Origin of the sequence: Streptomyces sp. NBC_01808 (assembly GCF_035917395.1) — a bacterium.
GTDB lineage: Bacteria > Actinomycetota > Actinomycetes > Streptomycetales > Streptomycetaceae > Streptomyces.
Genome location: NZ_CP109072.1, coordinates 7,828,499 through 7,840,702 on the forward strand (window position 1 = coordinate 7,828,499; position 12,204 = coordinate 7,840,702).

Sequence of the window (12,204 nt, forward strand, 5' to 3'; positions counted from 1 at the left end):
GGGTGGTTCATGAGGTGCCGTCACGTATACGCGCCGGACGGCGGATTCCCGTCCCGTGCCGCCCGGCGGTGTGTCCGACCCGCGCGGGGTGTCCCCGCACTTGTGCCCGCTGAAACGTGTTCTTATCATCTCTGGTGTTACACAGTTGGTGTCACACCGCTGGGGGCTTGATGGGGAGCACGGGGCACGGCCCGCTGCACGGCGTACGCGTGGTCGAACTGGCCGGCATCGGCCCCGGGCCGTTCGCCGCCATGCTCCTGGCCGACCTCGGCGCCGACGTCGTACGGGTCGACCGGCCCGGCGGCCCGGGACTCGGCATCGACCCCGCGCACGACCTCACCAACCGCAACAAGCGCTCCGTCGTCCTCGACCTCAAGTCCGTGTCCGGCGCCGCCGCCGCACTGGCCCTCGCCGAGCGCGCCGACATCCTCGTCGAGGGCTTCCGCCCCGGCGTCGCCGAACGCCTCGGCGTCGGCCCCGGCGACTGCCTCGCGCGCAACCCCCGGCTGGTGTACGGGCGGATGACCGGCTGGGGCCAGGAGGGACCGCTGGCGGAGACCGCGGGACACGACATCGGCTACGTCGCCGTCACCGGAGCGCTCGGCATGATCGGCCCCGCCGGCGGCCCGCCCGCCGTCCCCGCCAACCTCCTCGGTGACTACGCCGGCGGCTCGCTCTACCTCGTCGTCGGCGTGCTGTCCGCACTGCAGCACGCGCGTACCACCGGGGAGGGGCAGGTCGTGGACGCGGCCATCGTGGACGGCACCGCGCACCTCACCGCGATGATCCACGCCATGGTCGCCGCCGGCGCCTGGCGCGACCGCCGCGCCGCCAACCTCCTCGACGGCGGCGCGCCGTTCTACGGCGTCTACGAGACCGCGGACGGGCAGTACATGGCCGTCGGCGCGCTGGAACCCGCTTTCTACGAGGAGTTCGTCCGCCTCCTCGGCGCCCCCGGCACCCTGCCCGACCGCGGCGATCCCGCCGCCTGGGCGGAGCTGCGCGAGCGGCTGGCCGCCCGGTTCCGGGAGCGTACGCGCGCGGAGTGGACCGAGGTCTTCGCCGGCTCCGACGCCTGCGTCGCCCCCGTGCTGTCCCTGCGCGAGGCCCGCGACCACCCGCACCTCGCCGCCCGCGGCACCTTCACCGAGGAGTACGGCACCGTCCAGCCCGCCCCCGCGCCCCGGTTCTCCGCCACCCCCGGCGCCGTACGCCGTCCGCCCGCCGTCCCGGGCGCCGACACCGCGGCCGTCGCCCGCGACTGGGACGTCCCCGGCCTCCCCGAACCCACCCCCGCCCCCACCCCCGCCCCGACCCAGGAGGAGCGTTGAAGCGCCGGCTGTACGGGCCCGAGCACCTGGCCTTCCGCGAGACCGTGCGAACCTTCCTCGCCAAGGAGGTCGCCCCCCACTACGCGAGCTGGGAGGCCGACGGCATCGTCTCCCGCGACGCCTGGCGCGCCGCCGGGCGGCAGGGCCTGCTCGGCCTCGCCGTCCCCGAGGAGTACGGCGGCGGGGGCCACGACGACTACCGCTTCGCGGCCGTGCTGGCCGAGGAGTTCGCCCGCGCCGGCGCCGCCGGACTCGCCGTGGGCCTGCACAACGACGTCATCGGCCCGTACCTGACCTCCCTGGCCACCGACGAGCAGAAGCGCCGCTGGCTGCCCGGCTTCTGCACGGGTGAGCTGATCACGGCCATCGCCATGACGGAGCCCGGCGCCGGCTCCGACCTCCAGGGCATCCGCACCACCGCAGAGGACCGCGGCGACCACTGGCTGCTCAACGGCGCCAAGACGTTCATCTCCAACGGCATCCTCGCCGACCTCGTCGTCGTGGTCGCCAGGACCACCCCCGAGGGCGGGGCGCGCGGGCTCAGCCTGCTGGTCGTCGAGCGCGGCGCGGCCGGCTTCGAGCGCGGCCGGAACCTGGACAAGATCGGCCAGAAGGCCCAGGACACCGCCGAGTTGTTCTTCACCGACGTACGGGTGCCGAAGGACAACCTGCTGGGGGAGCGCGACGGCGCGTTCGGCCACCTCATGACCAACCTGCCGCAGGAGCGGATGGCCATCGCCGTCGCCGCGGTCGCCGCCGCCGAGCACCTGGTCGAGGCCACCACGGCGTACGTCAAGGAGCGCGAGGCGTTCGGCCGGCCGCTCGGCCGGTTCCAGCACATCCGCTTCGAGATCGCCGAAATGGCCACCGAGTGCGCCGTGACCCGGACGTTCGTCGACCGCTGCATCGAGGACCTGGCCGCCGGCGAGCTGGACGCGGTGCACGCCTCGATGGCCAAGTGGTGGGCCACCGAGCTGCAGAAACGCACCGCGGACCGCTGTCTGCAACTGCACGGCGGCTACGGCTACATGAGCGAGTTCCCCGTGGCCCGTGCCTTCACCGACGGGCGTGTCCAGACCATCTACGGCGGCACCACCGAGATCATGAAAGAGATCATCGGCCGCTCCCTGCTCTCCTGAGAGGCGCACCAACCGTGACCACAACCGCCAGGCCGTCCGTCACCGACGCCTACGTCTACGACGCGATCCGCACCCCCCGCGGCCGCGGAAAGGCCAACGGCGCCCTGCACGGGACCAAGCCGATCGACCTCGTCGTCGGCCTCGTCCACGAGCTGCGCCGCCGCTTCCCAGGTCTCGACCCGGCCGCCGTCGACGACGTCGTGCTCGGCGTCGTCAGCCCGCACGGCGACCAGGGCTCCGACATCGCCAAGATCGCGGCCATCGCCGCCGGGCTGCCCGACAGCGTCGCCGGGGTGCAGGAGAACCGCTTCTGTGCCTCGGGACTGGAGGCCGTCAACATCGCCGCGGCCAAGATCCGCTCCGGCTGGGAGGACCTGATCCTCGCCGGCGGCGTCGAGTCGATGTCGCGGGTGCCGATCGGCTCGGACGGCGGCGCCTGGTTCAACGACCCGATGACCAACATGGAGGTCGGCTTCGTACCCCAGGGCATCGGCGCCGACCTCATCGCCACGATCGGGGGCTACAGCCGCCGGGACGTGGACGAGTTCGCCGCGCTGTCGCAGGAGCGGGCCGTCGAGGCGTGGAAGGAGGGCCGGTTCGAGCGCTCCGTGGTGCCGGTCGTGGACCGCGCCGGGCTCACCGTCCTGGACCGGGACGAGCACATCAGGCCCGGCACCACGGCCGACAGCCTGGCCAAGCTGAAGCCGGCCTTCGCGGACATCGGCGAGCTGGGCGGCTTCGACGCCGTGGCGCTGCAGAAGTACCACTGGGTGGAGCGGATCGACCACGTCCACCACGCGGGCAACTCCTCCGGCATCGTCGACGGCGCCGCCCTCGTCGCCGTCGGCTCGGCCGAGGTCGGCCGGCGGTACGGGCTCACCCCCCGGGCCCGTATCGTCTCCGCCGCCGTCACCGGCTCCGAGCCCACGATCATGCTCACCGGGCCCGCGCCCGCGACCCGCAAGGCGCTCGCCAGGGCCGGTCTCGGCATCGAGGACATCGACCTGGTCGAGATCAACGAGGCGTTCGCCGCCGTCGTGCTGCGCTTCATCGAGGACATGGGCGTCAGCCCGGACAAGGTCAACGTCAACGGCGGCGCCATCGCCATGGGCCACCCCCTCGGCGCCACCGGCGCCATGATCCTCGGCACCCTCGTCGACGAGCTGGAGCGCCGCGACCTGCGCTACGGCCTCGCCACCCTCTGCGTCGGCGGCGGCATGGGCATCGCCACCGTCGTCGAGCGCGTCTGACCCCGTCCCGCCCCTGCCTACGGAGACCACCTCATCGCCATGAGCCACACGAACACGATCCGCTGGGAGCAGGACGACACCGGCGTCGTCACCCTCGTCCTGGACGACCCGAACCAGTCCGCCAACACCATGAACGCGGACTTCATCCAGTCGCTGACCGCCGTCGCCGACCGGCTGGAGGCCGAGCGGGACAGCGTGCGCGGCGTCGTCTTCGCCTCGGCGAAGAAGACCTTCTTCGCCGGCGGCGACCTGCACGACCTCATCCGCATCGACCGCGAGCACGCGCGCGAGGCGTTCGACGCCGGCATGGCCGTCAAGCACGCGCTGCGCCGCATCGAGACGCTCGGCAAGCCCGTCGTCGCGGCCCTCAACGGCGCGGCGCTGGGCGGCGGCTACGAGATCGCGCTCGCCTGCCACCACCGCGTCGCCCTGGACGCGCCCGGCTCGAAGATCGGGCTGCCCGAGGTCACCCTCGGGCTGCTGCCCGCGGGCGGCGGCGTCACCCGTACCGTACGGCTGATGGGCATCACCGACGCGCTGCTGAAGGTGCTGCTCCAGGGCACCCAGTACCGGCCGCGGCGGGCGCTGGAGAACGGGCTCGTGCACGAGGTCGTCGGGACCGAGGAGGAACTGCGCGCCGCCGCCCGCGCGTTCGTGGACGCCCACCCGGAGTCCCGGCAGCCCTGGGACGAGCCCGGCTACCGGATCCCCGGCGGCACGCCGAAGAACCCGGCGTTCGCGGCCAACCTCCCCGCGTTCCCCGCCAACCTGAAGAAGCAGCTCGGCGGCGCCCCGTTCCCCGCCCCGCGCAACATCATGGCGGCGGCCGTCGAGGGCTCCCAGGTCGACTTCGAGACCGCGCAGGTGATCGAGGCCCGCTACTTCGTCGACCTGGCCGTCGGGCAGACCGCCAAGAACATGATCCAGGCGTTCTTCTTCGACCTCCAGGCCGTCAACGCCGGCCGCTCCCGCCCGTCCGGCGTCCCCGAGCGGCGCGTGGCGAAGGTCGCCGTGCTGGGCGCCGGGATGATGGGCGCGGGCATCGCCTACGCCTGCGCGCGCGCCGGCATCGAGGTCGTGCTGAAGGACGTGTCGCTTGAGGCGGCCGAGAAGGGCAGGGCCTACTCCGCCGGGCTGCTCGACAAGCAGCTCGCCAAGGGCCGTACGACGCAGGAGAAGCGGGACGAGCTGCTGGCCCGCATCACGCCGGCCGCGGACCCGGCGGAGCTGGCCGGCTGCGACGCCGTGATCGAGGCGGTCTTCGAGGACCCCGCGCTCAAGCACAAGGTGTTCCAGGAGATCCAGGACGTCGTCGCGCCCGACGCCCTGCTCTGTTCCAACACCTCCACCCTGCCCATCACGGTGCTCGCCGAAGGCGTCGCCCGTCCGCAGGACTTCGTCGGGCTGCACTTCTTCTCGCCCGTCGACAGGATGCCGCTGGTCGAGATCATCAAGGGCGAGCGCACCGGCGACGAGGCGCTGGCCCGCGCCTTCGACCTCGTACGGCAGCTCGCCAAGACCCCGATCGTCGTGAACGACTCGCGCGGCTTCTTCACCTCCCGGGTGATCGGCCACTTCATCAACGAGGGCGTCGCCATGGTCGGCGAGGGGATCGAGCCCGCGACCGTCGAGCAGGCCGCCGCCCAGGCCGGCTACCCGGCCAAGGTGCTGTCCCTGCTGGACGAGCTGACCCTGACGCTGCCCCGGAAGATCCGCAACGAAACGCGCGCGGCCGTCGAGTCCGCCGGCGGCAGCTACCCCGTGCACCCGGCGGAGGCGGTCATCGACCGCATGGTCGACGAGTTCGGCCGCACCGGGCGGGCCGGGGGAGCGGGCTTCTACGACTACGAGGACGGGAAGCGGACCCGGCTGTGGCCGGGGCTGCGGGAGCACTTCACCAGGCAGGACCAGGAGCCGCCGGCGCTGCGCGACCTCCAGGAGCGGATGCTCTTCGCGGAGGCGCTGGACACCGTGCGGCTGGTCGAAGAGGGCGTGCTGACGTCCGTCGCGGACGCGAACATCGGCTCGGTCTTCGGCATCGGCTTCCCCGCCTGGACCGGCGGCGTGCTGCAGTACATCAACGGCTACGAGGGCGGGCTGCCCGGCTTCGTGGCGCGGGCGCGGGAGCTGGCGGCGGCGTACGGCGAGCGCTTCGAGCCGCCCGCGCTGCTGCTGGCGAAGGCGGAGCGGGGCGAGCCGTTCATGGACGCCGTCTGAGCGGGCCGGGCCCCCGCCGCGCCGGTGCCGGCGTGGGCGGGGGCCGCGGCGTGCGGCGGGGTCGTCGTCAGCCGACGCGCATGGTGCGGATCGTGCCGATCTTGGCGTAGAGCTTCGCGCCGGGGCAGGCGGTCGGATAGAGCCTGCGGTGGGACGTAACGCGGTAGACGGTGGTCGAGTCGCCCTTGTCGTACTTGCCGTTGGACTTCCCCGCGGTCAGCCTGACCTTGCCGGTGCGGGTGTGCCCTGCGACGTCGAGGCGCCACTTGGAGAGCCGGGCCAGCGCGCCGGTGACCTTCGAGGGGACGGACGCCGAGCCGTAGGAGCCGATGACCGCGGCGCCGCTGGTGTTCTTGTTGAAGCCGAGGGTGTGGGCGCCGGTCACCGGCTTGGTGACGCCGCCGCGGCGGCCCTCGTAGATGCGGCCGCACTTGTCCACGAGGAAGTTGTAGCCGATGTCGTTCCAGCCGTTGGTGCGGGTGTGGTAGCGGTAGATCGCGCGGATGATCGCCGGGGCCTCCGAGCAGGAGTAGCCGTTGCTGTCCACCGTGTGGTGGACGATGAACGCCCTGGTGTTGGTGCCGTACTCGGGCGGTCCGTCGCGCCAGGACTCGTTGGCACCCCACTGCTTGCGCGAGATGATCGCCGGTCGCGTCGCGGTCGTGGTGTACGCGGGCTCCGCGGGCACCCCCGGTCCTTCGGCGGGGTCGACCAGCTCCAGCCGGGCCCGCCCGGGCAGCGGCGCCGTCCCGCCGTCGCCGCGGAGCAGCCGGCCCTGGGCGGCGTCGGAGTCGCCCACCCACAGCGGCGCGGTGGCGGCCCGTGACGGCGCGTCCGCGCCGGGGTCGGCCAGCCGGGGCTCGGCCTCCAGCGACCGCCACGCCGTCCAGCGGCCGGTGCCGGCGTCCCGCGTGCGTACCTGCGGCGTGCCGTCGAGCGCGCCGCCGCCGCCCGGCCAGGAGACGCCGACGAGGCTGAAGCGGCCGCCGTCCGGCTCCGCTTCCGGGCTGGCGAGGGCGCCGGGGACGGTGAGCCCCGCGGCGGTGAGCAGGACGGCGAGTACGGGGAAGGCCCAGCGGCGTCCCCGTCGGGGGCGTGCGCTCATGTTCCGACTCCTCGGCGCGGACGGCGGTTTGCGACTGCGACGCGGATGAGCATGACAACACAGTGGGGCCCGGGCAAGAGCGGCCGCGGCCTTCGCACATGTCGTTGCCAAAGAACGCCGGTCGGACCTCAGCCGTCACAGGCGTACGTGCGCAAGGTCACTCCGCCGGAAGGGCCGCGGGGGGAAGAGGTCACTCCGCGGGGAAGGAGGCCCGCAGCTCCGCCTTCATCGACCGCTGGAAGGCCGTCACGAGCGCCTGCACCACCAACGGCTGCATGTGCGCGGAGAGCGACTTCATCGTCTCGACCTGCTCCGGGTCGGGGTCCGCCTCGCCGAACGGCTCCCACACCTCGTCGTGGAAGAGCCGGGTCAGCTCGCGGGCCACCGCGCGGGAGTGCTCCTGCACCACGTCCCGCGCGGCGAGGACGGTCTCCAGCCGGATGGGCACGTCGAGGAGGCGTACGCCGAGGTGGAGGACGACCGGGTCGACCCGGAAGGTGTCGCCGCCGCCGTCCGCGCCGGATCCCGCGTCGGACGCACCGGCCGCGGCGTCGTACGTACCGGAGCCCGCATCGTGCGCACCTGGCCCCGGCGGCGTACGCTCCAGCACCCCCATCGCCGCCAGCCGCGCCACGTCGTCGTCGGTCAGCGACCGCCCCGCGCGCCGCTCCAGCTCCGCCCGGCTCACCTCGGTCTCCGCGTCCGGCACCCAGGTGGCCACCAGCGCGCGGTGCAGCGCGTGGTCCTCTGCGCTCAGCCCGGGCGGCAACTGCTGCACGTACCGCTCGATCGCCGCCAGCGTCAGCCCCTGGTGCTGCAACTCCTCGATGAGCGCGAGCCGGGACAGATGCTCGTGGCCGTAGCGCCCCACCCGTCGCGGGCCGATGACCGGCGGGGGCAGCAGCCCGCGGGTGGAGTAGAAGCGGACCGTGCGCACGGTGACGCCCGCGCGTGCGGCCAGCTCGTCCACGGTCAGCCCGGCCGCCTCCGTCTCCTGGGTCATGGTCCAACAATATTGCTGTCTCACCGGTCCTGTGAAAGACCGCGGCACCCCCCGGATGCCGGGCGGCCGCGGAGATTTCGTGCGCGGAGGCTTCTGCGGCGGGTCACCCTCCGCTATCTTCTGGCCACCCTCGTCGCGCTCCGCCCCCGGGAGACCGCCCATGCGCATACGCGCCCCCCGTCTCACCGTGCTCCGCACGGCCACCCTCGCGGCCTGCGCCGCGGCCGTCGTGCTGGCGCCGCTCACCGGCCCGCCCGCCGAGGCCGCCAACCCGCCGCGTACCGGCTTCGAGGAGAGCGACGGCACCCGCTGGACCGGCGAGCAGGAGGAGGCGGAGTTCCTGGCCACCGTCGCCGAGGACAGCGAGCGCGTCGCCGTCGACCGCATCGGCACCACCGAGCAGGGCCGCCCCCTGAACCTCGTCCGCATCGGCGCCCCCCGCCCGCCCACGCCGGCCGAGGCCGCCCGCGGCAGCGTCGTCCTGCTGATCTGCAGCCAGCACGGCGACGAACCGGCCGGCCGCGAGGCGTGCCTGACCAGCCTGCGCGACCTCGCCTACGCCAAGGACGCCGAGACCCGCCGCTTCCTGGCCCGCAACTCCGTCCTCGTCGTCCCCAGCGCCAACCCCGACGGCCGCGCCGCCGACACCCGCGGCAATGCCGACGGCGTCGACGTCAACCGCGACCACGTCGCCCTGGAGACCGCGGAAGGCCGCGCCATGGCCGCCGTCATCCGCGACTACCGCCCCGACGTCGTCCACGACCTGCACGAGTTCGACGCCACCGAGCCGTACTACGTCAAGGACGTGCTCGCGCTCTGGCCGCGCAACCTCAACACCCACGACGCCGTCCACCGCGAGGCCCGGCACCTGACCGAGGACCACGTCCGTGCCGGCGTCGAGGAAGCCGGCTACAGCAGCGGCGTCTACGGCATCTGGACCGACCCGCAGACCGGCGAGCCGATCCGCCAGGTCGCCGGCGACGGCCAGGAGCGCATCCTGCGCAACACGGCGGGCCTCAAGCACGCGGCCGGGCTGCTCGTCGAGACCCGCATCACGGCGCTCACCGACGACGAGCGCGGCAACCCCGCCGCCAACCACCGCCGCCGGGTCGCCTCCCAGCTCACCGCGCTCGACGCCACGTTCGCCTACGCCGCGGACCACCGCGGCCGGCTGGCCACCGCCACCGCGGCGGCCCGCGCCCGCGGCCTCGCCGACACCGGTCCCGTCTACCTCGGCGGCGCCGACAACGAGCCGCCCGCGCCCGGCCAGATCATCGACGACCCGCCCTGCGGCTACGAACTCGACGCCGCGCAGTACGACGCGGTCGGCGACGAGCTGGCGCTGCACGGCATCGAGGTCCGCGAACGGCCGGACGGCGGCGCGCTGGTGAAGCTGCGGCAGCCGCTGCGCGCACTGGTGCCGCTGCTGCTGGACCAGCGGGCGGTCTACGAGCTGACGGACGGCAGGCCGCTGGAACGCTGCCGCTGAGCGGGGCGGGGCGGCCGGCGAGCCGTAGCGGCAGGGTGCGGCGGTCTCGGCGCGTGGGCGCGTAGGCGCGTAGGCGTGCACGAGGGCTGTACGTGGGGCGGCGGCCTGGCTGTACGCGCGGCGGCTCGGCTGTCGGTGGGCCCGCCTACCCTTGGGCGGGTGTGCGGGGATGTGCGGGATGTGCTGTCTTGTGCTGGCCTTACGCCTCCAGGAGTTCCGCGGCCTCCTCGGCGCAGCCCCACGCCACCGTCACACCGGCGCCCCCGTGCCCGTAGTTGTGCACGCACAGCGCCCCGCCCGGCAGCCGCTCCGCCTCCAGCCGCACGGCGGGCCTGGCCGGGCGCAGCCCGACGCGGTGGCCGAGGACCCGGGCCCGGGCCACCTCGGGGACGATCGCCGCGCAGCGCGCCACGATGCCCGCGGCCACCGCCGGATCCGGCTCGGTGCCCCAGGCGTCCTCGACGGCCGTGCCGCCGAGCACCAGCCCGTACGGCTGCGGGAGCGCGTACAGCGTGGCCGTCGCATCCTTGTACGCCGAGACCAGCCACTCCTCGACGCCCGGGTTCTCCACGACGACGAGCTGCCCCTGCACCGGGCGTACACCGGGGTCCGGCACCAGCTCGCGGGCGCCGAGGCCGGTGCAGTTGACGACGTACGGGGCCGTGCGCCCGGCCTCGTCGAGGGAGCCGGCGGCGCGCCGCTCGACCCGGCCGCCGGCCGCGGTCAGCCGGTCGCGCAGGTGGGCCAGGTGCGTGCCGGTGTCCACGATCGGCACCGTCGCGCGCACGCCCGTGACGTACTCCCCGCGCAGCTCGGCGGAGTTGGCGGCGCGCATGTCGCGCAGGGCGCGCCGCCACGGTCCTAGGCCGGCGAGTTCGGCGCCGAGCTGCAGCCCCGTCCGCATCCGCACGCCCGTCACCGCCGCGTGCTCCGCCTGCTGCGCGTACACGTCGAACGACCGCACCGACCAGTCCGCGACCCGGTGTTCCGGCTCGATCCGGTACGGCCACCACAGCCCGCCCGCGACCGCCGACGTCGTCTCCTCCGCCGGCTCCCGCGCCCACACCGTGACCCGCCGCCCGCCTTCCGCGAGGACGACCGCGGTGGTCAGGCCGATGATGCCGCTGCCGAGCACGATGACTTCGGAATCCATCACGGCAGTCTGCCGCACCGGTCGGGAGCACGCGCGGGGTGGTGGACGGCCGAGGATGATCGCTACTCTGTTCGCATGTCGAATGACGTGAGTACTACAAGCGATCGGGGGGCGCGCGCCCCGCGCCGATGAGCGCCCGCCCGGGGGTCGGCCGGCCCGGCACGGACGCGCCGGCCATCCGCACCCGCACCCCCCGCGAGTTGAGGCGCAGCCGCCGCCCCCGCGCCCACTCCTGCTGGGACCACCTCTACGCCGCCCCGCTCTGGCCGCTCCACGGCGCCAACCTCGGTACGCTCCTGCGCACCTGTGACGCCGTCGGCGCCTGCCTCGTCGTGCCCCGCTTCCCCTGGGTGCCCGAGGCGCTGGCCCGCGGCAACACGCTGCGCCGCCCCGTCTGCGTGCACTGGACCGGCGACCCGCTGCGCTGGCTGGAGCGGCAGCGCGCCGCGGGCAAGAGCGTCCTCGGCGTCGAACTCGCCGACGAGGCCGTGCGCCTGGCCGACCTGCCGGCCGCGCGCCGGGCCACGGTGATGGTGCTCGGCCACGAGCAGCACGGCATCCCGCCTGACGCGCTCGACCTGCTCGACGAGGCCGTCGAGATACCCATGGTCGGCACCGGCGCCAGCCTCAACGTCGCCGTGGCCGGCTCCCTCGTCCTCTACCGGCTGGCCGGGCTGCTGTGACCGGTGACGTCCTGCTCATGGCCGGAGTCCTGCTGCTCGGCGCGTCCGTGCAGCGGCTCGCGGGCATCGGCCTCGCGCTGGTCGCGGGGCCCGCGCTCGCGCTGGTGCTCGGCCCGGCGGAGGGCGTCCGGCTCTCCAACTGCGCCGCGGGTGCCATCAGCGCGTTCGGCCTGGCCACCGTCTGGCGGCAGGTCAGGCCCCGCGCCATGGTGCCGCTGCTGGCCGCCGCCGTCTGTACCGTGCCGATCGGCGCCGTCACGGCGTCCCGGCTGCCCGCGCCCGTACTCCTCACCGGCATGGGCGCGATGGTCTGCGGCGCCGTCGGGCTCGTCATGGCCGGTGCGCGCACCGAGTCCCTGCGCGGCACCGGCGGGGCGGTCACGGCCGGCGCGGTGAGCGGCTTCATGAACTCCTCCGCCGGCATCGGCGGCCCCGCCGTCTCCCTGTACGCCGTGAACGCGGGCTGGACGGTACGGGAGTTCGTGCCGAACGCGCTCTTCTACGGCGTCGTCATCAACCTCTTCTCGGTCACCGCGAAGGGCCCGCCCGACCTGTCGGCCGAGGCCTGGGCGCTCTGCGCGGCGGCCGTCGCCGCGGGCGCGCTCATCGGCCGCGCCCTGGGCGACCGGGTGCCCGAGGCGCCCGCGCGCTGGCTCGTGCTGATCCTCGGGCTGGCCGGCGGCGCGGCGACCCTGACGAAGGGCCTGCTGGGGCTGTGACCGGGCGCCGGCCCTGCGGCCGGTACCGGAGCAGCGCCTTCGGTGAGTCTGCGGACGGCCGGCGCACGTCCGGCGGCCGCGGCGGCTGCCGCCGCGCCCTACGGCACCGGCGGGG

General features: G+C 74.4%; 10 protein-coding genes. 7 read left to right on the forward strand and 3 right to left on the reverse strand.

What is annotated here, in order from left to right; translation table 11 throughout:
- Window positions 1-170 precede the first annotated feature (170 nt).
- Genes OG946_RS34205 through OG946_RS34220 form a run of 4 tightly spaced genes read left to right on the forward strand, consistent with a single transcriptional unit; the run spans window position 171 to window position 5,937 of the window.
- On the forward strand, window positions 171-1,331 hold the full coding sequence (locus OG946_RS34205) for a CaiB/BaiF CoA transferase family protein (RefSeq protein WP_326800456.1): 1,161 nt from the start codon (window positions 171-173) through the stop codon (window positions 1,329-1,331).
- Window positions 1,328-2,470: an acyl-CoA dehydrogenase family protein gene (locus tag OG946_RS34210; protein ID WP_326799814.1), complete on the forward strand. Its 1,143-nt coding sequence runs from the start codon at window positions 1,328-1,330 to the stop codon at window positions 2,468-2,470. Before OG946_RS34205 ends, OG946_RS34210 begins: the two co-directional genes overlap by 4 nt.
- Before the next feature lie 14 nt (window positions 2,471-2,484).
- On the forward strand, window positions 2,485-3,720 hold the full coding sequence (locus OG946_RS34215) for an acetyl-CoA C-acetyltransferase (RefSeq protein WP_326799815.1): 1,236 nt from the start codon (window positions 2,485-2,487) through the stop codon (window positions 3,718-3,720).
- Between the two features lie 39 nt (window positions 3,721-3,759).
- Window positions 3,760-5,937 carry a 3-hydroxyacyl-CoA dehydrogenase NAD-binding domain-containing protein gene (locus OG946_RS34220; RefSeq protein WP_326799816.1) on the forward strand — a complete coding sequence of 726 codons (2,178 nt, stop codon included), beginning with the start codon at window positions 3,760-3,762 and terminating at the stop codon, window positions 5,935-5,937.
- Between the two features lie 67 nt (window positions 5,938-6,004).
- On the opposite strand, the gene OG946_RS34225 is transcribed toward OG946_RS34220, so the two are convergent.
- Entirely contained in the window at window positions 6,005-7,042 is a 1,038-nt protein-coding gene (locus tag OG946_RS34225) for an N-acetylmuramoyl-L-alanine amidase (RefSeq protein ID WP_326799817.1), read from the reverse strand.
- Window positions 7,043-7,232: 190 nt separating this feature from the next.
- Window positions 7,233-8,045 (reverse strand): MerR family transcriptional regulator, encoded by an 813-nt coding sequence (locus OG946_RS34230; protein WP_326799818.1) that lies wholly within the window; start codon window positions 8,043-8,045, stop codon window positions 7,233-7,235.
- A gap of 160 nt (window positions 8,046-8,205) precedes the next feature.
- Between OG946_RS34230 and OG946_RS34235 the strand changes: the two genes are divergently transcribed.
- Complete coding sequence (locus OG946_RS34235) at window positions 8,206-9,534, forward strand: M14 family metallopeptidase (RefSeq protein ID WP_326799819.1); 1,329 nt, start codon at window positions 8,206-8,208, stop codon at window positions 9,532-9,534.
- A gap of 199 nt (window positions 9,535-9,733) precedes the next feature.
- On the opposite strand, the gene OG946_RS34240 is transcribed toward OG946_RS34235, so the two are convergent.
- The gene (locus tag OG946_RS34240) at window positions 9,734-10,687 is read right to left on the reverse strand and encodes an FAD-dependent oxidoreductase (RefSeq protein WP_326799820.1); all 954 of its coding nucleotides are present in this window, start codon (window positions 10,685-10,687) and stop codon (window positions 9,734-9,736) included.
- Between the two features lie 128 nt (window positions 10,688-10,815).
- On the opposite strand from OG946_RS34240, the gene OG946_RS34245 reads away from it, so the two are divergent.
- Both OG946_RS34245 and OG946_RS34250 read left to right on the forward strand, forming a co-directional pair.
- Complete coding sequence (locus OG946_RS34245; protein ID WP_326799821.1) at window positions 10,816-11,370, forward strand: TrmH family RNA methyltransferase; 555 nt, start codon at window positions 10,816-10,818, stop codon at window positions 11,368-11,370.
- 17 nt (window positions 11,371-11,387) lie between these two features.
- The gene (locus tag OG946_RS34250; RefSeq protein WP_326800457.1) at window positions 11,388-12,089 is read left to right on the forward strand and encodes a sulfite exporter TauE/SafE family protein; all 702 of its coding nucleotides are present in this window, start codon (window positions 11,388-11,390) and stop codon (window positions 12,087-12,089) included.
- Window positions 12,090-12,204: the final 115 nt, after the last annotated feature.